Here is a 20,582-nt window from a genome sequence, read left to right on the forward strand (position 1 = left end):
GTCATTTATTATGTGGATCAAGCTACCACAATTTTGACATAAATGAAGCGGGATTTCGTTCTGTAGGTGGGGGCTGGCACTTTTGCACCACAGGAGAGATAATGAAATCAGACCGTTAAAGGAGCACTGCCGCATGTCACCATCCTCCCCCGTTGATCCCGTCGATCTCACCGCGCGTCTGGTGCGCTGCCCGTCCGTCACGCCCGCAGATGCAGGTGCGTTGGACATCCTGCATGAACTTCTAACCGAGGCCGGTTTTTCGTGTGCTTGGGCCGATCGCGGCGGTATTCGTAACCTGTTTGCGCGCTGGGGCACGCAGGGCAATACCCGCAGTTTCGGGTTCAATGGCCATACAGATGTGGTGCCAATCGGCGATGAGGCAGCTTGGACGATGCCGCCCTTCGGGGCTGATATCAAAGACGGCATCATGTACGGGCGCGGTACCACCGACATGAAATCTGGCGTCGCCGCCTTTGTTGCTGCTGCCATCGACTTTGTGAGCAAGACTCCGCCGGACGGCTCTGTTGTGATCACCATCACCGGCGATGAAGAAGGCGAATCGGTAGACGGCACACTGGCGCTGCTGGAGCATATGGAAAAGCACGGCGAGCGGATGGATGTGTGTCTGGTGGGGGAGCCGACTTGCCCCAATACAATGGGTGAGATGGTCAAGATCGGCCGCCGTGGCTCTATGACGATCAAATTTCGCGTGATTGGAAAACAAGGCCACTCCGCCTATCCGCACCGCGCCAATAATCCGCTTCCCGCGGTGGTCCGGTTGATGGACCGGCTGGCAAGTCATGAGCTGGACACCGGTACGGATCACTTTGATCCTTCCACCCTTGCAGTGGTCACAGTGGATACTGGCAACCCTGCCTCCAACGTCATTCCGGCTGAGTGTTCGGCTACGGTCAACATACGTTTTAACGATACGCACTCCGGTGCGGGGCTAAGCGACTGGATCGAAAGCGAAGTGACTGCCATCCGCGAGGCATTTGGTGTGCAGATCGAGACCCATGTGAAGATTTCGGGAGAGAGCTTTATCACTCCGCCGGGTAATCTGTCGGCCATGGTGTCGCGCGCGGTTGAGGCCGTAACAGGCGTGGCACCAGAGCTGTCCACGACCGGCGGCACATCTGACGCGCGCTTTGTCAAAGCGCATTGTCCTGTGGTTGAGTTCGGCCTTGTGGGTCAGTCCATGCATCAGGTGGACGAACACGTGCGGGTGGATCACATCCATGAGCTTAAAACGATCTACACGCGCATTCTTCAGGATTATTTTGCGTGACTATGATCGCCCCGACCCAAGATACAGAAACCTGCTTCGCCCTGCGTCACAAGGTTTTCGTGGCCGAGCAGGGTTACTCTGCTGAGGGCGAGGTCGACGCGCTGGATACCGAAAGCCATCACTTGTTGGCTTTGGATGGGGAAACTGCCGTTGGAACAGCACGCGTCTTTTTGGACGGTACCACCGCCAAGATTGGCCGTGTCTGCGTGATTGCTGCGCGGCGGGGTACTGGCCTTGGCGCGGACCTGATCAACGCCGCAGTGGCCTTGGCCACAGAGCAGGGCGCAGAAAGTGCTGTGCTGGGCGCACAGGCCCATGCCGTGGGCTTTTACGGCAAGCTGGGGTTCATCCCTTATGGGGAAGTATACTTGGATGAAGGTGAGCCGCATCAGATGATGGTACGCCCCTTATGAGGCGCACGCTGGTCGTGATGCTGAAAGAGCCGCGCGCCGGACGGGTCAAGACCCGGCTGGGGCGCGATATCGGTATGGTTGCAGCGGCATGGTGGTTTCGTCATCAGGTGCGCGGCCTGCTCCGTCAGATCGAAGACCCCCGCTGGGATGTTGTGCTGGCTGTGGCTCCGGACCGTTCAGGGCTGCTGTCGCGTGTCTGGCCCGCGCATATGGCCCGCATCCCGCAGGGGAACGGTGACTTGGGCGACCGGATGGGGCGGGCCCTGCGCGGGGCGCCTCCTGGCGCTGTCTGCGTGATTGGCGGTGATATCCCCGGCATAACGGCACGGCACATCGCCGAAGCTTTTGCGGCGCTGGGCGCACATGATGCGGTCTTCGGTCCTGCGCCGGACGGGGGTTACTGGCTTATTGGGCTGCGGCGGACCCGTGCAATTCCGCCTTGTCTGTTCTCTGGCGTCCGCTGGTCGACGTCTCATGCGCTTGCTGACACTCAGATGAGCCTGCCGGACCACAGTATCGCCCATGTCGCCACGCTTCGTGATGTCGATACGGTTGCTGACTTAAAATAATGTGACGCGCCCCCCAAACGCGTGCTACCTCCATTGCCATGAACAAAATTCCTACCAAGCAAGAGATCCTCGAATGGATCGAACAAAACCCCACTCTGTCGGCCAAGCGCGAGATAGCCAAGGCCTTCGGCATCAAGGGGGCTGCGCGCATTGATCTCAAACGGATCCTGAAAGAACTAGAGGCCGAAGGGCATCTGGAGAAGCGAAAGAAAAGCTACAATGACCCCGAGCGTCTGCCACCGGTTAGTGTCCTTCTGGTCATCGGACCGTACAAGTATGGGGACCTTTACGCAAAGCCCATGGAGTGGACTGGCGAAGGTGTGGAGCCTGTGGTGCTGATGATTCCACGCGCCTCTGATCCCGCGCTGGGCGCGGGCGACCGTATTCTGGCACGCCTCACACTAGTGAAAGGCGAAAGCCATCACTACGAGGGGCGACTGATCCGTCGCATCGGGACAAACCCGAAAAAGATAATCGGTATCTTCCATAAACACGCTGAAGGCGGACGCATCCAGCCGATCGACAAGGGTGCGGACAAAGAATGGGCCGTGCCAGCCGACGCCACGGGTGGTGCCCAAGAAGGCGAACTGGTCGAGGCAGAGCTGGCCGGACCAAAGGGCCGCATGGGTCTGCCGCGCGCCCGCATTGTGGACAGGCTGGGCGACCCGTCAGCACCCAAGGCAGTTTCGCTCATAGCGATCCATCAGCACAACATTCCCGATGACTTCCCAGATGATGTCATCGCCGAAGCTGACGCAGCCAAACCGAAAGGCCTTAAAGGCCGCGAGGACCTGCGTGATCTGCCGCTGATCACCATTGATCCATCTGATGCCCGCGATCACGATGATGCCTGTTTTGCGGAAGCTGATACTGATCCGGCGAATGAAGGTGGTCATATCCTTTGGGTCGCCATCGCCGATGTCTCTGCTTATGTCACACCCGGTTCCGCTTTGGATGGTGAGGCCCGCAAACGGGGGAATTCCACCTATTTCCCCGACCGTGTCGTGCCGATGTTGCCGGATCGCCTGTCGGGTGACTTGTGTTCGCTGCACGAAGGGGTCGAGCGGGCTTGTATCGCCGTTCGCATGGTGCTGGATGCAAAGGGCAACAAGCTGCGTCACGATTTCCAACGTGGCCTGATGAAATCACTTGCCAGCCTGCATTACGAAGAAGTGCAGGCTGCAATGGATGGCACCCCGAATGATCGCACAGAGCCTCTATTAGAGACTGTTATCAAACCTCTTTATGCTACTTATCGTTCGCTGGTCGAGGCACGCAAAGAGCGCCAGCCACTTGATCTAGATCTGCCAGAACGCCGGATAGAGCTGGATGATGACGGCACAGTCCGCTCTGTTAATTTCCGCGATCGGCTGGATGCGCACCGCCTGATCGAAGAATTCATGGTGCTGGCGAATGTCGCCGCAGCCGAAACCCTGATTGCCAAGAAGACCCCGCTTCTGTTCCGTACCCATGAAGAGCCGACACCGGAAAAGCTCGACGCGTTGCGTGAAACGGCGGCGGCGGCGGGCTATACGCTCGCCAAAGGGCAGGTGTTGCAAACGGCGCACCTGAACCGTCTGCTGGATCAAGCGGCGGGCAGCGATGATGCGGAACTGATCAACATCTCTACCCTACGCTCAATGACGCAAGCCTACTACGGACCCGATCACATCGGCCACTTTGGTCTGGCGCTACGGTCTTACGCGCATTTCACTTCGCCGATCCGTCGCTATGCGGATCTGATCGTGCATCGCGCGCTGATCACCGCGCACGGTTGGGGCAATGATGGTCTTTCGCCCCACGACATTGAGGACATGGAAGCCACTGGCGCGCATATCTCGGATACCGAGCGGCGGTCGATGGTTGCAGAGCGCGACACGACCGACCGCTACCTTGCCGCGTTCCTGTCCGAACGTGTGGGCAACGAAATGACGGGCCGCATTAGCGGCATTGCCCGCTTTGGCGCTTTTGTGAAGCTGGATGAGACAGGCGCGGATGGCCTGATCCCCATGCGCAACATCGGGCGCGAATACTTCCACCATGATGCTGAGGCGAGCACCCTGATGGGGGCAGACACCGGCATTACCATCGGGTTGGGTCAGCGCGTTACTGTGCGCCTGGCCGAAGTAACGCCCGTGACTGGTGGTATTTCGCTTGAACTGTTAGAGATCGAGGACCAGAAAATCCCCCAAGGGCGCAAAAGCCCAGGTGGGCAAAGCCCGCGTCGTAAGGGCGCAAAGGCTAAGGGTAAGAAGGCGGCGACCAAGCGTAAGGTGACCCGCAGCCGCGGCTAATCCGTCGCGTCGGCGCAACGTGTGGCATAGGCGCTAAGCACCGGATCATCCGAGATACGCCGTGAAAGTGGAGTCGAAACCGGTCCGGCCATAATCGCGCCAAGGTTCGCACCCACACTAGCATCAGCCACGCTGGGCGTGTCGCCGAATAGAAAGGCACGCGCGTCCAGTTGGTCGCTGATCGCCTGAAAGTCCGGCTTGACCCGTTCCAGCCGTTGTTGAACTGTCATGCGCCCCAAACCCATGCGATGCATTGCGCTCATCGAATCCTTGCGCAGTTTTGCGGTAATGAGACCGCGCAGAGGCGCAGGCAGAAAACCAAAATATTCTTTGCGAATGACTGCCCAGTTGGCCTCGTCGCCCCAGCGGTCCATGACCTGATGGAAATAGATATGCTCTTCGGCCATGCGGATGAATGCCCGCGAGACGGCTTTGTTCCGCGCACTGAGATCGACGTCGAAATCATGACCCTGCTGCTCAAGATAGCTTCGGATATTGTCGCTATCGGGTATGACTTCCCCATCGGGTAAACCGATTGCAGGGAGTTTGCCGAGCGGCATTTTGCGCGGATCATGCATGTCTTTGCGCGCCCAAGGGACACCCGATAGATTTAATAACCAGCCGGCCTTCGTGCAGAAGGGGCTATAGCTGAACTGACCAAATCCGGAAGGGAATGTGTAAAGGGTGATCATGTAATTTCCTTTGGATGATGTGGTGCTTGCCTAACAGGTCATGCTGCCAGAAAATGACAGGAGGCTATGCAAGGCTGAACAGATCAGAAGGAAACTCCCATGACCCGCACGCACCGTCTGTTCCAGCTTATGCAAACGCTACGGCGTTTGCCTGCGCCTGTCACGGGTTCTGCATTGGTCGATGAAACGGGTGTATCTTTGCGTACCATTTACCGCGACATCAATGCCCTGCGCGGCTTGGGCGCGGTGATCGACGGAGAAGCGGGCTTTGGCTACACCTTGATCGAAGACGCTGTCCTGCCGCCGCTGGGTTTCACCGATGACGAGCTTGAAGCGTTGGTGCTGGGCTTGCGCGAAGTGGATGTGATCGGTGATCCGGCGCTGGCTGCCGCCGCGCGAACTGCATTGGCTAAACTAAAGGCACGGCTGCCGGCGCGCCAAACTCACCATTTGCAGCACGCTGTTCTGGACGCGCGGTGTTTCGTGCGGCCTCCGGAGCCGTCGATTGACGTGAAAGCCCTGCGCGTAGCCACGTGGGACGAGGTGACGATTGCGTTCGCGTATGAGGATGCCAAGGGCGCGGTGTCACACAGGCAGGTTGATCCCTTGAGCATCGTGTTCATGCAAAACGCCCATATGCTGATGGGGTGGTGGCATCTACGTCAGGATTTCCGCGCTTTCCGACTTGATCGCATGCAGGACCTTAGCCTCACAGGGGACAGCTTTCGCCCACAGCGCGTGCCGATGCTGCGTGATTTTGTGGCCCGCTTGCGCGCCGAAGCAGTTGAGCGGGCCAAAGACCGCCAACAATCGCGGTGACCGCTTTGCGCCTGGGTTGATTGTGGGTAAGTTGCGGGCAGTTCTATCAGATAGAGGGCCAGCAATGCGCTGCGTTATTCTTGCTCTTACGATGCTTGCGGCCTGTCCTGCCACGGCCCAAACTACGGTGCCAACGGAAGTGCTTAGTGAGTCAGGGCTCCAGGACTGGATCGTAAACTTCAGGCCTAAAGCGCTGGCTGCTGGGATCGAGGCGGACATCTTTGACAAAGCGATGGCGGATGTCACCTACGCGCCAAAGGTCGTGAAGCGGGACCGCAACCAGTCCGAATTCACTAAAACCATCTGGGACTACCTTGGCACCGCAGTCTCTGACCTTCGGATCAGCAACGGCAAGGCCGCACTGAAACGCCAGCAAAAACTGCTGTCGGAGATTGAGGCGCGCTACGGCGTTCCTGCCAGCATCCTCACTGCTATTTGGGGGCTTGAGAGCGCCTATGGCACGTTTCTCGGTAGCGATCCGGTGCTGACCTCGATGGCGTCTCTTGCTTATGACGCACGCCGTGCAGAGTTTTTCGAAGCGCAGGTGATTGCCGCGCTCAGCATTGTGCAAAGCGGCGATACGTCATTGCAGAGCCTCAAAGGAAGCTGGGCAGGGGCGATGGGGCATACGCAGTTTATGCCAGGCTCTTTCATCGATCACGCGGTTGATTGGACCGGTGATGGAAAGCGGGACATCTGGGATGATGATCCCCGCGATGCGCTTGCGTCCTCCGCTGCCTATCTTAAAAGCAACGGTTGGGTGACGGGGCAGCCTTGGGGCATCGAAGTGCGTATTCCGGAAGGCTTTGACTATCTTTTGGCCAACCGCGAGGTGCAGAAATCGCCCGCCGAATGGGCGGAGATCGGGATTTTGGACACAGGTAAAAAGGCCGCACCGGATTATGGTGCGGTCTCTATCCTGCTACCGGCGCGCGCGGAAGGCGTTGCCTTTATGGTATTCAAGAAGTTTGCGGTGTTGGAGACCTACAACACCGCTGACGCCTACGTCATCGCGATTGGCCATCTGGCGGACCGTATCGTCGATGCAGGACCATTACAGGGTGATTGGCCCCGTCAGGACCGCACGCTTAGCTATGCTGAGCGGATCGAACTTCAGACAGAACTGGCGGCACAAGGGTTTGATACACAAAAGATAGATGCGAAGATCGGGCCACTCACAGTCAACGCAGTACGGGCTTGGCAGCTGGCGCAGGGAGAGGTGCCTGACGGCTATGCCTCGCCCCGCTTGTTAGAGCGCCTGCGCTTAAGTCGGTGACATGCCGCGCATCCGCTCAGAGCGGCGGCGCAGCAGTTCGACCACGGTTAGCAGGCAGATCGAGATACCCACAAGGATCGTCGCGACGGCGAGGATCGTTGGGCTAATCTGCTCGCGCAGACCGATGAACATCTGCCACGGCAGCGTCTTTTGCCCGGCCGAGCCAACAAACAGTACGACCACAACTTCGTCGAACGAGGTGATGAAGGCGAACAGGCCGCCCGAGATTACACCCGGCAGGATCAGCGGCATTTGCACGCGGAAGAAGGTGGTCACAGGGTTTGCGCCCATATTTGCCGCCGCACGCGTCAGTGAGTTGTCGAAACCGACCAGCGTGGCTGTAACTGTGATGATCACGAACGGGATGCCCAAGGCGGCGTGCGCCAGAACCACACCGATATACGTTCCCTGTAAACCAACGCGGCTGTAGAAAAAGTACATACCCGCAGCCGAGATGATCAGCGGCACGATCATCGGCGAAATCAGGATCGCCATGATCGCACGGCGGAAAGGCACGTGCGGCTGGCTCAGACCGATGGCAGCCAATGTGCCAAACCCGACAGACAGCAGCGTCGCCACTGGTGCGATGCGGAGCGAGTTCTTCATCGCATCCTGCCAAGCGTCATTGGTAAAGAAGTCACGATAATGCTTGAGTGAGTAGCCCGCAGGATCAAAGCGCAGCATTTCAGGTGTGAAGGTAAAGAAGTTCTCGGCGTTAAAGCTCAGCGGCATGACCACAAGGATGGGCGTAATCAGGAAGACAAAGATCGCGCCGCAGATGGTGCGGAATGCAAAATGCCACAAGACCTGCATAGGTGTCAGATAGGGCGGAATCTTCGCGCGGTAGCGACCCTCATAGAGCCAGAATGTCAGAAACCCGAAGAACCAGCCGAAGAAGATTCCCATGAGAAGGCCGGGAATTCCTGCCAAGGCAAAGCCGCCGACTGCCACAAGGGCTGTCAAAATCCAGCGACCCGGTTTTTCGGTTTTGATGACCTTTGTCAGGACGAATGCAGCAACGGCCATCAGAATGGCACCGCCAAGAACGCCTACGATGACGTTACCATTGCCGGTACCGATAAAGATGCCAAAGAAAGCACCGAAAGCTGCTACGACAGAGACGTAGAACGCAGGCTCAGTGCGCGAGATGGGTGTGAGTGCTACCATGGGTCCGCTCCTTATCCGAGTTTCACGTTATCGATGCCGACGATCTTGTCGTAGGCGTAGTAGAGCAGCAGAACAGCCGCCAAGAGGATCGCACCCAGTGCCGCACCCAAGCCCCAGTTCAACGACTGTGAGATGTGATAGGCGATCCGGTTCGAGATGAACGTACCGGACGTACCACCCACAATCTCGGGCGTGATATAATAGCCGATGGCGAGGATGAACACGAGGATGCTGCCCGCCCCGATGCCCGGAATAGACTGCGGAAAGTAGACGCGCCAGAAAGCGGTCCAGTTGGTAGCTCCAAGGCTTTTTGCGGCGCGCAGATACGTTGGTTGAATAGTCTGCATCACGGAATAGAGCGGCAAAATCATAAACGGCAGCAGAATGTGCGTCATCGCGATGATCGTACCTGTTTGGTTGTTGATCAGTGCCAAACGGTCATCAGTGGCAACAAGGCCAAGCCAGACAAGCGTATCGTTGATCACACCTTGCTGTTGCAGCATCACCTTCCACGCGGATGTACGCACCAGCAAGGAGGTCCAGAAGGGTAACAGCACGAGGATCAGTAACAGGTTGGCCTGCCGTGGTGGCAGGTTCGCCAAGATCCATGCCACGGGATAGCCAAGCATAATGCAGGACACTGTAATCGCCACGGACATCACCATAGTGCGCCAGAACAAGAGGCCGTAAATCTGCTGGTTCTCTGGGCGCATCTCTACGCCGTCTACAGATTTCTGCATATCGATGGCGTTCAAGAAATAGCCGTTGGTGTATTTTGGGCTATAGAACTTGATGGTCTGCCAAACATTCACATCATACCAGTCCTTGTCGATCTTCTTGAAGGCTTCGGAGTAGTTCACAGTCTCGAACGTCGGAGCAGTGGTGGCAGCGGCGGCCAGCTCTGCGGCGGCGGGGCCAGCGTAGGACGCAAGACCGTTCTCACCTGTCAAATCGCTGTGCAGCGATGAATAGATGACGGCCCAAGGATCTTTCTTGTAGAGATTTTCCTCGTCTACGTTTTGAATGTATTTGGCAAACTGCTTATATGCAGCGGCTGTTTTGGGCAGCGCCTTGGCAATACCATCGCGCAGAACGAATGCAGGCTGTTTGCCATCGGCTTCTTTCCAACCCTCCATCGAAGCGAGCCATTTGTCGGTCGCCATGAAGCTGTTCCAGTTCTCACCGGTCTTCCAGAAGGCATCAAGGTCTTCGAACTGGTCCTGATAGACCTCGCCCATATCCTCGACCTTACGGCCCGATTTACGGAACAGAGAGGAAACGCCCGTGAATTCATAGTTCAGGCGGGAGCCAAGGCGTGTGTGCAGCTTGGCTTCCTGCGCAAAGAACATGTCATTGTAGAGGGCCTCGAACACCGGCTCGCCCGGAATGTCGGTGCCTTTCTCATCCCACTCAGCCAGCATGGTTGTGGTGCGTGGCAATGTATCAGAGACGATTTCGTTCTCGACCGACCGGAACAGCATGTCTGCAATGGGCGCGATGAATGTCACGAGGACAAAAATCAACAAAGGAGCGATTAGCGCCAGGGCGCGCATCTTTTGTAGCCTGAGCGCGCGATTAAGCGACTTTTTAAGCGGCGTGCCATCGGCGGCCAACATGGGGCCGGTGTGTGCGGCATCCGCAATTCGCGCTTCGGCGGCAGATGATGATGCTGTCTGGACTGTTGGTGCGTCGCTCATGGTTTCCCCATCGGCTTGGTCGAAATAGGTAAATTGACTAACGAGTAAAGTGCGGAGAGAGCCGCGATGGGCCCTCTCCTTAAGCCGTCAGAGGCTTATTGTACCAGCCACGCCTGGAATTTGGCGTCGATGTCGTCACGGTAGTCAGCCCAGAACTCGTAGTTGTAGAGGAACGTGTTCTTTGCGTTATCTGGATCGGTTGGCATATGTGGTGCCATGTCGATACCTAGTTCTGCGTGCTTGCCAACCAATGGTGCGGAAGACTTACGTGCAGGACCGTAAGAGATGTACTTGGCCTGATCCGCCAGACGCTGTGTGTCTGTCGCGAACATGATGTAATCCAATGCGCGTGCTTTACGCTCATCGGACAGGCCTGTTGGGATGATCCAACCGTCAAGGTCGAATACTTGCGCGTCCCACATCATGGCAACTGGCTGCTCTTGCTCAACAATCAGCGAGAAGAGGCGGCCGTTGTATGTGGAGCCCATGATGATTTCGCCATCAGCCAGCAGCTGTGGAGTGTCGGCACCAGCGGACCACCAGATCACGTCGTCTTTGATCGTCCCAAGCTTATCGAGCGCTTTCTGCTGACCTTCGGCTGTTTCCAGCACGTCATAGATTTCGTCTTTTGCAACGCCGTCGCAAAGCAGAGCCCATTCCATGTTGCCAATCGGGCGCTTCTCAAGCGAGCGTTTGCCTGGATATGCGTCTGTGTCGAAGATCGCGCAGATATCTGTCGGAGGTGTGTCGCCGACCAGATCGGTGCGATAGCCAACAGTCGTGGAGTACACGATCTGCGGGATGAAGCAGTCGCCAACCAACAGGTCGCCAAAGTCTTCGGAAGCTTTTGTGCCATCAGGCGCATCGGCGAGCATTTCGTCCGGATCGATTTCCATCGCCAGACCTTCATCGCACAGGCGCAGGGCGTCGGATGCAACAACGTCAACCACATCCCATGTCACGTTGCCCGCTTCGTTCATCGCACGCAGCTTGGAGACGGCCTCGGCAGAGGATTCATCGTTGATGATCTTTACGCCGGTCTTTTCGGTGTAGGGTGTGTGGTAAGCGTTCTGCTGTGAAGCGGAGTATGCGCCGCCCCATGAAACGATCGTCATCTCGTTGGCCATGTGGCTTTCGGCAAATGACATGCCTGCCGCAACTGTCAGCGCGGTTGATGCCATCAATGTTTTAGTGAGGTTCATTCGTATCTCCCAGTTTTTTCCCGTTGGTGTATTTCAAGGCGGCAACAACGGGTTTGGCCGCCGCCTTTTATAGATCACGGTGCGCGAAACGCGCCGCGATATGACACACGCATGGCGCCTTAGGCGTCCAACGCGCGGCAATCTTCAGGCAGCCAGCCAATTTCGATCTGGGTGCCAGGGGTCAGACGGGCCTGATCGGGGGCGTTACGGGTCTTGATGACGAAGTCATCTTTGCCTGCAACCCGCAGACGCGTCCGGAAAATATCACCCATATAGATGAATTCGAGCACTTCTGCCTTGAGCGTGAAGGCACCGTCGCGCATCCGCTCTTTGTTGTACTCAACGCGCTCTGGGCGGATGGATACGCGGGTGCGGTCGCCTGCCTTATTGACGTTAACCGGCTTGGCTTCGATGATTTCACCGCTGTCCAGTTGGACAAGAGCGACGCCGTCTTTGATCTCTTTAACCACGCCTTCGAGGGTATTATTTTCCCCGATGAACTGCGCAACAAAGCTGTTTTCAGGTTCTTCATACAGCTTGTCCGGCGGCGCAAGCTGCTGGATGCGGCCATCGTCAAACACTGCGACTCTGTCTGACATGGTCAGCGCTTCGGTTTGGTCGTGGGTCACGTAGACCACGGTGATTCCCAAGTTATGCGCCAGTTTGGTGATTTCGAACTGAAGCGATTCGCGCAGCTGCTTGTCCAAAGCGCCCAGCGGTTCGTCCATAAGAACCAGCTCGGGTTCGAATACCAGCGCTCGCGCCAGTGCGATCCGCTGCTGCTGGCCGCCAGAAAGCTGGGCAGGCCGACGGCCCGCAAAATCGTTCATCTGGACCATGCCCAATGCGCGGGTGATCTTTTCCTCGCGCTGGGATTTGCCCATCTTGCGGACTTCCAGTGGAAAGGACAGATTTTCGGCCACTGTCATGTGCGGGAACAGGGCATAGTTCTGAAATACCATGCCAATTCCGCGTTTGTGCGGCGGGATGTTGTTGATCGAAACACCATCAAGACGGATATCGCCATAAGTTGCTGTCTCAAATCCGGCCAGCATCATGAGGCAAGTTGTCTTGCCTGACCCCGAGGGCCCAAGCATTGTCAGAAACTCGCCTTTCGGGAGGCTGAGGTTCAAATCTTTGACGACAAGGTTCTCGCCGTCATAGCTTTTTTGCACACGTTCAAACTCGACGAATGCGTCGCTGTTCTTAGTATTGGCCAAATTTATGGCTCCCCGTAGTCTTTATTATTTTTACGTTGCCATAAACTAAACGCATGGAGGGGCACGTTTGCAACTGGATAAATCAGAATTCGAGGAAAAGTCTGTGATTCAGGGCGGTTTAACTGAAAAAACGGCATTTTCAGTCGATTTTCCTGCCATATAAGTATGCCGGACGTAAAAATTTTACGCCCGGCGCTGCATTATGAAGCTGCTTTTAGCATGTCGCCGTCTTTGAGGGCTTTGTAGGTATCGTCCAATGCAAGCTTGGCGCGCTTGTGGAAAATTCCGATTTCTTCGGGTGTAATCACTAGCGGAGGAGAGATGATCATCCGGTCGCCGACGTGGCGCATGACCAGATTATTGGCAAAGCAGCGCTCGCGACACATGAAACCAGCGGTACCCGCCTCCATCGCGAATTTTGCTCGCGTTTCCTTCTGCGGGGAAAGCGGCAGCGATGCCATCATCCCTTTAACATTCATACCGCCAACCAGCGGATGCTCGGCCAGTTGCACCAGTGCTTCGTGCAGCGCGGGGGCGGCGACATTATTCACGTGGTCCAGAATATTGTCGTCTTGCATGATCCGCAGGTTTTCCAACGCAACCGCAGCACAAACGGGGTGACCCGAATATGTATAGCCGTGGTTGAATTCGACCGCGTTGATCACTTCGGCGACTTCGTCAGACACGATCGAGCCACCAATCGGCATGTAGCCAGAGCTGAGCCCCTTGGCGATTGTCATGATGTGCGGCTTGATCCCCATCGTGGTGGAGCCGAACCAGTTGCCGGTCCGACCAAAGCCGCAGATCACTTCATCTGCGATAATCAGCACGTTGTATTTTTCACAAATACGCTGGATTTCTGGCCAATAGGTGCTGGGGGGAACAATCACACCACCCGCTCCCTGAACCGGCTCTGCGATGAAGGCGGCAACCTTATCAGCGCCGAGCTCAAGGATTTTTGCTTCCAGTTCTTGTGCGCGGGCAAGGCCGAACTCTTCGGGTGTTTGATCCCCGCCCTCTGCCCACCAGTCGGGTTGGCCGATGTGGTGAATTCCGGGAATCGGCATGCCGCCCTGGGCGTGCATATAGCTCATCCCGCCCATTGAGCCAGAGCCAACGGTAGACCCGTGGTAGGCGTTTTTACGGCTAATGATGTGGGATTTTTCCGGTTGCCCTTTTTCGGCCCAGTAAACACGGACCATCCGCAGGTTCGTGTCATTCGCTTCAGAGCCGGAGCCGGCAAAGAACACATGGTTCAAGCCTTCTGGCGCAAGCTTTGCCAGTTCGGCAGCCAAGGCGATGGCAGGTGTATGTGTAGTGTTGAAGAAGGTGTTGTAGAACGGCAGTTCTTGCATCTGGCGGGTGGCAACTTTCACCAGTTCTTCGCGCCCGTAGCCCAAATTCACGCACCACAGGCCCGCCATGGCATCCAGTATCTCATTTCCTTCACTGTCGCGAAGATAGATGCCGTTACCGCTGGTAATCACTCGCGCGCCACTGGCTTTCAGCTCGTCGTTGGTGGTGAAAGGATGCATATGGTGGGCGGCGTCTAAGGCCTGCAATTCGGCGGTTGGAAGGTGGTTTGATATAACTGTCATGAAGGGCCCCTATCAGGCTGGAGGGATGGCTGCGCCTAAAATATGATCAAATTAGATCAGGGTCAATCAGGCAGTGGTAAAAGCCGTCGCGGTGCCCACGAATTTCGCGCAAATCAGCGACGCGTGGATGCCCTTCTAAATGAATCAGCTTGGCAAGGCGGTCAAAATTTGATCACATCTTTGCCAATGCTGGGGCCAACCCGGCTTCACTCAAGGGAGTACCCTAATGATCAAGACACTTTTTACCGGCACAGCCGCTGCCGCATTGATGGCAAGTGCAGCGTTTGCCGAAGAAGTCCGCGTTTATAACTGGTCCGACTATATCGACGAAGATCTTCTGGCAAAATTCGAAGAAGAAACCGGTATCGACCTGATTTATGACGTGTTTGACAGCAACGAAGTCCTGGAAACAAAAATGCTTGCTGGCGGTTCAGGTTATGACGTTGTTGTGCCCTCTGGTACATTCTTGCAGCGCCAGATCACTGCGGGTGCGTTCCAGAAACTGGACACGGCCAAGCTGCCCAACATCGCGAACATGTGGGACGTGGTGACAACCCGCACAGAGCAGTATGACCCTGAAAACGCTTACTCCATCAACTATATGTGGGGCACCACCGGTATCGGTGTGAACCTTGGCAAGGTGAAAGAAATTCTCGGTGACGACGCTCCTGTCGATTCACTTGAGCTGGTTCTGAACCCCGATAACATGTCCAAGCTTGCCGATTGCGGTGTGCACTTCCTTGATGCACCTGCCGAAATGCTGCCGATGACGCTGAAGTACATCGGCGAAGATCCTGACAGCCATGACCCTGAGGTTATCGCGAAGGCTGAAGAAGTGATGATGAAGGTCCGCCCCTACATCCAAAAATTCCACAGCTCCGAGTATATTCAGGCGCTGGCGAACGGCGACATCTGTGTTGCTGTCGGTTGGTCCGGTGACATCCTTCAGGCGCGTGATCGCGCAGCCGAAGCCGATAATGGGGTCGAAATCGCCTACCATGCTGCCAAGGAAGGCGCGCAGATGTGGTTTGACCAAATGGCCATTCCAGTTGATGCCCCCAACCCAGACGCCGCGCACACATTCCTGAACTTTATTATGGACGCGCAAAACATGGCGGCGGCATCAAACTACGTCTACTACGCCAACGGTAACAAAGCCTCGCAAGAGTTCCTGGTCGAAGACGTCATCGGTGATCCAGCGATCTACCCTGACGAGGCGACGCTGAACAATCTGTTCACCACCACACCCTATCCGCCAAAAGTACAGCGTGTGGTTACCCGCAGCTGGACAAAGATCAAATCCGGCACCTAAGCCCGGATCGACACGGGGCAGGGCCGTTTGGCCCTGTCCTTATCTTTATGCTTAACGTGGGATGGTCTTGTGGCAAAACCAAAAGCTGAAACCGGGGACAACGAATTTACACCTTGGGAAAACCCAAACGAAAAACCTCTGATCCGGTTCAGGAACGTCACCAAATGTTTTGGTGACTTTGTTGCGATCGACGATCTAACACTTGATATCTACACGCGTGAATTCTTTGCTCTGCTTGGACCTTCCGGCTGCGGCAAGACAACGATGATGCGGATGCTTGCGGGATTCGAAAGCGTGACTGAAGGCTCGATCGAGCTGGCTGGTCAGGACATTGCGAATGTGCCCCCCAACCAGCGTGCCGTGAACATGATGTTCCAATCCTACGCGCTGTTTCCACACCTGAGCGTTTATGAGAATATTGCGTTCGGTCTGCGCCGTGACAAGCTGTCCAAAGACAAGATTGACGCTCGCGTGGCCGAGATGCTGAAACTCACGCGGCTTGAAAAATTCGCTCGCCGTAAACCTCACCAAATTTCTGGCGGCCAGCGCCAGCGCGTTGCCTTGGCCCGCAGTCTGGCCAAAGGACCCAAACTGTTGCTGCTGGACGAGCCGTTGGGCGCGCTCGACAAAAAGCTGCGGCAGGACACGCAGTTTGAGCTGATGGACATTCAGGAAACCACGGGCACCACATTTGTCATCGTGACCCATGATCAAGAGGAAGCGATGACCGTCGCTTCCCGCGTTGCGGTCATGGATGAGGGGCGGATCATTCAGGTCGCGACCCCCGACGGCATCTATGAAGCACCAAACAGTGTTTATGTGGCGGACTTTATCGGTGATGTGAACATCTTCAAGGGGACGACTAAAGCGTCTGGAAAAGATAAATACTTCATCGATTGGGGCGTCAATCAGGCTCCGATCCTTGCTGTGTCCGAACGGCCCTTCTCCGAAGGTCAGGAATGCTACTTGGCTATCCGGCCCGAAAAGATCAGCATAACAAAGGAAAAGCCCGAAGAGGCCGAAAATACGGTGCAGGGAAAAGTGCTTGATATCGCTTATCTAGGCAACCTGAGCACCTATTATGTGGAGCTTCCGGGCGGACAAATCATCAAGGCGCAAACCGCCAATACCCGCCGCCTTTCGCGCCGGAATATCACTTGGGAAGATCCCGTATGGATTCGCTGGAACGCGACGGCAGGGGTCTTATTGGACGCATGAGTTTCCTTGAAAACCTCTTTCCGAACGATCTGTCCGCGGCCAAGGCGCTGCGCCCCGAAGGTGTGGATTTTTACGACTGCGGGATCGAGAAGCTCAGCTTTTCCGTGACACTCTGTTGGGAGACAAGTTGATGCGCCGTTTTGCCTTGATCGCGGTGCCATATACTTGGCTGCTGGCACTTTTCCTGATCCCGTTTTTGATCGTGTTCAAAATCTCATTGTCTGACATCGATCTGGCGATCCCACCCTATACGCCCACCATGAAGGACGGGTTTAGTGCGCTGATAAAGGGCCTCGATTTCGAGAACTTCGTGTTCCTCACAACCGATGACCTTTACTACAAGGCCTACCTGAGCAGTTTGAAGATTGCCCTGATCTCAACCTTCCTGACACTGCTTGTGGGCTATCCAATGGCCTATTCAATGTCGCGCGCGCCCGAGGAATGGCGCGCTACGCTAATGATGTTGGTGATCTTGCCTTTCTGGACTTCGTTTCTAATCCGCGTCTACGCGTGGATCGGCATTCTCAGTAACGAAGGATTGCTCAACCAACTGCTGCTCTGGCTCGGAGTGATCTCGGACCCGCTTACCATCCTCAACACCAATACAGCCGTATATATCGGGATCGTCTATACCTATCTGCCGTTCATGATTCTGCCGATTTATGCCGCGCTGGACCGGATGGATGACAGCCTGATAGAGGCCGCCGAAGACCTTGGCTGTTCGCGTCTGTCTGCTTTCTGGCTGGTGACAATACCGCTGTCTAAGAATGGCATCATTGCAGGTTGCTTTCTGGTGTTCATCCCCGCACTGGGCGAGTTTGTGATCCCCTCGCTTCTGGGCGGTTCCGGTACGTTGATGATCGGCAAGATTTTGTTTGAAGAGTTCTTCAATAATCGCGACTGGCCCGTTGCCTCTGCGGTGGCGGTAATCTTGTTGTTGATCCTGATCGTTCCGATTGTGCTGTTCCAGCGCAACCAACAAAAACAGGCGGAGGCAGAAACATGAAACATCTCAGCCCATTCAATATCACGGCACTTACTCTCGGGTTTGCCTTCCTATACCTTCCGATGATCCTGTTGGTGATCTACAGCTTCAACGCGTCCAAACTGGTGACCGTCTGGGCCGGCTTCTCTACCAAATGGTATGGTGAATTGCTGCGCGATGAGGCGTTTCTGGATGCGGCCTGGGTTACCATCAAGGTTGCGGTGATGTCTTCCAGCCTCGCGACGGTGCTTGGTACCATGGCAGCATATGTGCTGGTTAACTCGGGGCGCTTCTTTGGCCGCACGCTGTTCTCAGGCATGATCTATGCGCCTTTGGTGATGCCTGAAGTCATCACCGGCCTGTCATTACTGTTGCTGTTCATTGGCATCGGATTGGACCGTGGTGTGCTTACCATCGTGCTTGCGCATACGACCTTTGCGATGTGTTATGTTTCAGTTGTGGTGTCGTCGCGGCTTGTCAGCTTCGACCGATCGTTAGAGGAAGCCGCTCTTGATTTGGGTTGCACCCGGTTGGAGGCCTTCCGGCTCGTGACTTTGCCCATCATAGCGCCTGCGGTAATCTCGGGCTGGCTGCTGGCTTTTACGCTTAGCCTTGATGATCTGGTCATTGCGTCCTTTGTGTCGGGTCCGTCCTCGACCACGTTGCCGATCAAGATCTGGAGCGCCGTGCGCTTGGGCGTGTCTCCCGAGATCAACGCGCTGTCTACGATGATGATTGGTGTTGTCACCATCGGCGTTATCAGTGCGTCACTCGTTTCAAAGCGCAATTCAGTACGCGCGCAAAAAGATGCTCAGGCAGCTGAGCGCACAGCATGAGGCGCCTGTTTGATGACTACGCATACGGCGAAGGGCCGCGTGCAAATTGTTGGTGGGACGCCTCGCACCAGGTTGGACCACGACCCGCTTTCGCCGAAAGCGGACGCACGGATGTTGCCATAATAGGTGCAGGATTTACCGGCCTTTCAGCGGCACTTCACCTTGCGCGCGCGGGCGTAAGCGTCACGGTGTTGGATGCTCAGCGGATCGGTTGGGGGGCATCGGGGCGCAACGGTGGTTTTTGCTGTCTGGGAGGCGGGATGGCAGGCGATAAGACTATTGATCGCCGCTTTGGCCGTGATGGTCGCATAGCGTTTCGCCGCACAGAACGCGCCGCGATTGAATTGGTCGAAGAGATCATTCATCAGAAAGGAATAGAAGTGGATCGCCACTCCAACGGTGAAACGATGTTGGCGCACCGCCCAAAGGACATGGCAGAGTTGGAAGCCCATGCGAAAGCAGTGACGGAAAACTACGGTGTACCTTATCAGTTGCATGAAGCAGATAGCCTTGCCGCACTTGGGATGGCTGGACCATTCCACGGCGGTTTGACGGTAGAAGCCGGGTTCGGGCTTAATCCGCGCAAATATGTCGGCGGTTTGGCGCAGGCTGCCGCAGACTCCAGCGCGCGCATTTATGAGAATAGCGCAGTCACGGACTTACAGTCTCAGGTGGACGGTTGGGTGCTGCAGGTTAATGGCCACAGGTTACGCGCTGATCGCGTTATTATAGCAACCAACGGATATTCGTCCGAGGATTTGCCGGACTGGTTGGCGGCCCGCTATTTGCCGAGTCAGTCAAACGTCATCGTTACAAGGCCGTTGGCCGACGAAGAGTTGGCAGCCGCTGGATGGACCAGCGACCAGATGTGCTATGATACGCGCAATCTGCTCCACTACTTCCGCCTTCTACCAGATCGCCGATTCCTGTTTGGCATGCGCGGTGGGGTGTTCACGGGTGCGGCGGCTGAGGCAAAGGCTGCGCAGCGCATCCGGAGAGATTTCGAAAGAATGTTTCCCGCATGGGCTGATGTTGAAACGACGCACGGTTGGTCCGGCATGGTCTGCCTTGCTCGCGATTTGCTGCCGTTTGTGGGTGAGATTCCGGAGCAATCAGGCCTGTTCGCGGGACTTTGCTATCACGGAAACGGCATCGCCATGGGAACTTATAGCGGCGCCTTGCTGGCACAATTGGTGCAGGGTCAGACGCCGACACTTGACCATCCACAGGCCATGCGGGCGCGTTTGCGCCGCTTCCCGCTAGGGCGATGGCGGCGCGCGCTCCTTCCGTTCGCATATGGCGCTTATGCATTGGCTGACCTCTAGACTGCTTCACGCAATGCAATAATGCTACTTGCAGTTGCTTCAGCCCCTCCCGCAAAGATGACTCGCGCCTCGCTGCCGATGCTTTGGACTTCGGTGATCCGCGCATAGGTAGAGGCGGCGGTTGCCTGTAGGGGATTGCCACCCAAATCGATGGCCTTTATTTCGAATCGGTACTGGCCCGCAGGGACCGGAGCGCCATTCTGCCGGACACCCGCCCAAACAACTGGTTCGGAAGAGACTGGTAGCGCGCCGCGGTCAACCTCGCGGCCCTGTGCATCATAGACCACTAGCTCCATCGACTTGGCCCCGATCGGGGGGCTCGGCAGAACTGTTATGGGCGTGTTGTCGAATGTGACCGGGGCAGTCGTTCGTCCTTCCATGCCGATCCATCCAGCCATCTGGCCCATTGTGCTATTGCCCAACGTAGTGGTCAGCGCGGTGAGCAAATCGTTTGATAATACCTGCTGTTCCACCATGGAAAACTGCGCCAACTGTGCAGCGTATTCAGAACTGTCGAGCGGCTCTAATGGATCTTGATACTTTGCTTGAGTGGTCAGCATTTTGATAAAAGTCTCAAAATCTGAAGACAGAACGGCCTGCGCTTGAGGCGAACCTGCAGCGGCGCCTGCAACACTGACGCTGCTAGAATTGGTAAGAGTGGGGGAAATCAT

Annotated in this window: 19 protein-coding genes; 12 read left to right on the forward strand and 7 right to left on the reverse strand. The window is 56.2% G+C overall.

The features are described 5' to 3' along the window. The first annotated feature begins 133 nt into the window (after positions 1–133). The 4 genes from dapE to rnr are packed head-to-tail and all read left to right on the forward strand — an operon-like array spanning position 134 to position 4,564. Positions 134–1,288 carry a succinyl-diaminopimelate desuccinylase gene (gene dapE, locus V7730_RS01360; protein WP_335745783.1) on the forward strand — a complete coding sequence of 385 codons (1,155 nt, stop codon included), beginning with the start codon at positions 134–136 and terminating at the stop codon, positions 1,286–1,288. Between the two features lie 2 nt (positions 1,289–1,290). Beyond that, positions 1,291–1,701: a GNAT family N-acetyltransferase gene (locus tag V7730_RS01365; protein WP_335745985.1), complete on the forward strand. Its 411-nt coding sequence runs from the start codon at positions 1,291–1,293 to the stop codon at positions 1,699–1,701. Next, positions 1,698–2,270: a TIGR04282 family arsenosugar biosynthesis glycosyltransferase gene (locus V7730_RS01370; protein ID WP_335745784.1), complete on the forward strand. Its 573-nt coding sequence runs from the start codon at positions 1,698–1,700 to the stop codon at positions 2,268–2,270. Before V7730_RS01365 ends, V7730_RS01370 begins: the two co-directional genes overlap by 4 nt. A gap of 38 nt (positions 2,271–2,308) precedes the next feature. After that, positions 2,309–4,564, forward strand: a complete 2,256-nt coding sequence (rnr, locus tag V7730_RS01375) for a ribonuclease R (RefSeq protein WP_335745785.1) — start codon at positions 2,309–2,311, stop codon at positions 4,562–4,564. On the opposite strand, the gene V7730_RS01380 is transcribed toward rnr, so the two are convergent. Then, entirely contained in the window at positions 4,561–5,256 is a 696-nt protein-coding gene (locus V7730_RS01380; RefSeq protein ID WP_335745786.1) for a glutathione S-transferase family protein, read from the reverse strand. The two genes, rnr and V7730_RS01380, sit on opposite strands and share 4 nt — an antisense overlap. Positions 5,257–5,355: 99 nt before the next feature. Here V7730_RS01380 and V7730_RS01385 point away from each other — a divergent pair, with 99 nt between their 5' ends. Both V7730_RS01385 and V7730_RS01390 read left to right on the forward strand, forming a co-directional pair. Further along, positions 5,356–6,075: a helix-turn-helix transcriptional regulator gene (locus V7730_RS01385; protein ID WP_335745787.1), complete on the forward strand. Its 720-nt coding sequence runs from the start codon at positions 5,356–5,358 to the stop codon at positions 6,073–6,075. 64 nt (positions 6,076–6,139) lie between these two features. Further along, positions 6,140–7,351 (forward strand): lytic murein transglycosylase, encoded by a 1,212-nt coding sequence (locus V7730_RS01390; RefSeq protein ID WP_335745788.1) that lies wholly within the window; start codon positions 6,140–6,142, stop codon positions 7,349–7,351. Here the strand turns inward: V7730_RS01390 and V7730_RS01395 are convergent. From V7730_RS01395 to V7730_RS01415, 5 genes are all read right to left on the reverse strand, one after another. Further along, on the reverse strand, positions 7,340–8,518 hold the full coding sequence (locus tag V7730_RS01395) for an ABC transporter permease (RefSeq protein ID WP_335745789.1): 1,179 nt from the start codon (positions 8,516–8,518) through the stop codon (positions 7,340–7,342). The two genes, V7730_RS01390 and V7730_RS01395, sit on opposite strands and share 12 nt — an antisense overlap. 11 nt (positions 8,519–8,529) lie before the next feature. Further along, positions 8,530–10,215, reverse strand: a complete 1,686-nt coding sequence (locus tag V7730_RS01400) for an ABC transporter permease (protein ID WP_443070172.1) — start codon at positions 10,213–10,215, stop codon at positions 8,530–8,532. A 95-nt stretch (positions 10,216–10,310) separates the two neighbouring features. Beyond that, positions 10,311–11,417 carry an extracellular solute-binding protein gene (locus V7730_RS01405; protein WP_335745790.1) on the reverse strand — a complete coding sequence of 369 codons (1,107 nt, stop codon included), beginning with the start codon at positions 11,415–11,417 and terminating at the stop codon, positions 10,311–10,313. Between the two features lie 119 nt (positions 11,418–11,536). Next, complete coding sequence (locus tag V7730_RS01410) at positions 11,537–12,637, reverse strand: ABC transporter ATP-binding protein (RefSeq protein WP_335745791.1); 1,101 nt, start codon at positions 12,635–12,637, stop codon at positions 11,537–11,539. Positions 12,638–12,837: 200 nt separating this feature from the next. Then, positions 12,838–14,235: an aspartate aminotransferase family protein gene (locus V7730_RS01415; RefSeq protein ID WP_335745792.1), complete on the reverse strand. Its 1,398-nt coding sequence runs from the start codon at positions 14,233–14,235 to the stop codon at positions 12,838–12,840. Between the two features lie 226 nt (positions 14,236–14,461). Here V7730_RS01415 and V7730_RS01420 point away from each other — a divergent pair, with 226 nt between their 5' ends. The 6 genes from V7730_RS01420 to V7730_RS01445 all read left to right on the forward strand — a co-directional run bounded on the left by V7730_RS01420 (position 14,462) and on the right by V7730_RS01445 (position 19,911). Further along, complete coding sequence (locus tag V7730_RS01420; protein WP_335745793.1) at positions 14,462–15,547, forward strand: polyamine ABC transporter substrate-binding protein; 1,086 nt, start codon at positions 14,462–14,464, stop codon at positions 15,545–15,547. A 69-nt stretch (positions 15,548–15,616) separates the two neighbouring features. Then, positions 15,617–16,765 (forward strand): ABC transporter ATP-binding protein, encoded by a 1,149-nt coding sequence (locus V7730_RS01425; RefSeq protein WP_335745794.1) that lies wholly within the window; start codon positions 15,617–15,619, stop codon positions 16,763–16,765. After that, the gene (locus V7730_RS01430) at positions 16,762–16,896 is read left to right on the forward strand and encodes a hypothetical protein (protein WP_335745795.1); all 135 of its coding nucleotides are present in this window, start codon (positions 16,762–16,764) and stop codon (positions 16,894–16,896) included. Before V7730_RS01425 ends, V7730_RS01430 begins: the two co-directional genes overlap by 4 nt. Then, complete coding sequence (locus V7730_RS01435; RefSeq protein ID WP_335745796.1) at positions 16,896–17,771, forward strand: ABC transporter permease subunit; 876 nt, start codon at positions 16,896–16,898, stop codon at positions 17,769–17,771. The genes V7730_RS01430 and V7730_RS01435 overlap by 1 nt, the downstream gene beginning before the upstream one ends. Then, positions 17,768–18,586: an ABC transporter permease gene (locus V7730_RS01440; protein WP_335745797.1), complete on the forward strand. Its 819-nt coding sequence runs from the start codon at positions 17,768–17,770 to the stop codon at positions 18,584–18,586. The genes V7730_RS01435 and V7730_RS01440 overlap by 4 nt, the downstream gene beginning before the upstream one ends. After that, on the forward strand, positions 18,583–19,911 hold the full coding sequence (locus V7730_RS01445) for an NAD(P)/FAD-dependent oxidoreductase (RefSeq protein WP_335745798.1): 1,329 nt from the start codon (positions 18,583–18,585) through the stop codon (positions 19,909–19,911). Before V7730_RS01440 ends, V7730_RS01445 begins: the two co-directional genes overlap by 4 nt. Here V7730_RS01445 and V7730_RS01450 read toward each other — a convergent pair. Continuing rightward, positions 19,908–20,582 carry a flagellar hook capping FlgD N-terminal domain-containing protein gene (locus V7730_RS01450; protein ID WP_335745799.1) on the reverse strand — a complete coding sequence of 225 codons (675 nt, stop codon included), beginning with the start codon at positions 20,580–20,582 and terminating at the stop codon, positions 19,908–19,910. The genes V7730_RS01445 and V7730_RS01450 overlap by 4 nt on opposite strands.

The sequence above is a fragment of the Sulfitobacter sp. genome (assembly GCF_036961165.1).
In the GTDB taxonomy this organism is placed as follows: Bacteria; Pseudomonadota; Alphaproteobacteria; order Rhodobacterales; family Rhodobacteraceae; genus Sulfitobacter.

Coding starts and splice junctions, on each gene's coding strand:
- dapE (WP_335745783.1), top strand. CDS start 134: ATGTCACCATCCTCCCCCGTTGATCCCGTCGATCTCACCGCGCGTCTG.
- V7730_RS01365 (WP_335745985.1), top strand. CDS start 1,291: ATGATCGCCCCGACCCAAGATACAGAAACCTGCTTCGCCCTGCGTCAC.
- V7730_RS01370 (WP_335745784.1), top strand. CDS start 1,698: ATGAGGCGCACGCTGGTCGTGATGCTGAAAGAGCCGCGCGCCGGACGG.
- rnr (WP_335745785.1), top strand. CDS start 2,309: ATGAACAAAATTCCTACCAAGCAAGAGATCCTCGAATGGATCGAACAA.
- V7730_RS01380 (WP_335745786.1), bottom strand. CDS start 5,256: ATGATCACCCTTTACACATTCCCTTCCGGATTTGGTCAGTTCAGCTAT.
- V7730_RS01385 (WP_335745787.1), top strand. CDS start 5,356: ATGACCCGCACGCACCGTCTGTTCCAGCTTATGCAAACGCTACGGCGT.
- V7730_RS01390 (WP_335745788.1), top strand. CDS start 6,140: ATGCGCTGCGTTATTCTTGCTCTTACGATGCTTGCGGCCTGTCCTGCC.
- V7730_RS01395 (WP_335745789.1), bottom strand. CDS start 8,518: ATGGTAGCACTCACACCCATCTCGCGCACTGAGCCTGCGTTCTACGTC.
- V7730_RS01400 (WP_443070172.1), bottom strand. CDS start 10,215: ATGAGCGACGCACCAACAGTCCAGACAGCATCATCATCTGCCGCCGAA.
- V7730_RS01405 (WP_335745790.1), bottom strand. CDS start 11,417: ATGAACCTCACTAAAACATTGATGGCATCAACCGCGCTGACAGTTGCG.
- V7730_RS01415 (WP_335745792.1), bottom strand. CDS start 14,235: ATGACAGTTATATCAAACCACCTTCCAACCGCCGAATTGCAGGCCTTA.
- V7730_RS01420 (WP_335745793.1), top strand. CDS start 14,462: ATGATCAAGACACTTTTTACCGGCACAGCCGCTGCCGCATTGATGGCA.
- V7730_RS01430 (WP_335745795.1), top strand. CDS start 16,762: ATGAGTTTCCTTGAAAACCTCTTTCCGAACGATCTGTCCGCGGCCAAG.
- V7730_RS01435 (WP_335745796.1), top strand. CDS start 16,896: ATGCGCCGTTTTGCCTTGATCGCGGTGCCATATACTTGGCTGCTGGCA.
- V7730_RS01440 (WP_335745797.1), top strand. CDS start 17,768: ATGAAACATCTCAGCCCATTCAATATCACGGCACTTACTCTCGGGTTT.
- V7730_RS01445 (WP_335745798.1), top strand. CDS start 18,583: ATGAGGCGCCTGTTTGATGACTACGCATACGGCGAAGGGCCGCGTGCA.
- V7730_RS01450 (WP_335745799.1), bottom strand. CDS start 20,582: ATGATTTCCCCCACTCTTACCAATTCTAGCAGCGTCAGTGTTGCAGGC.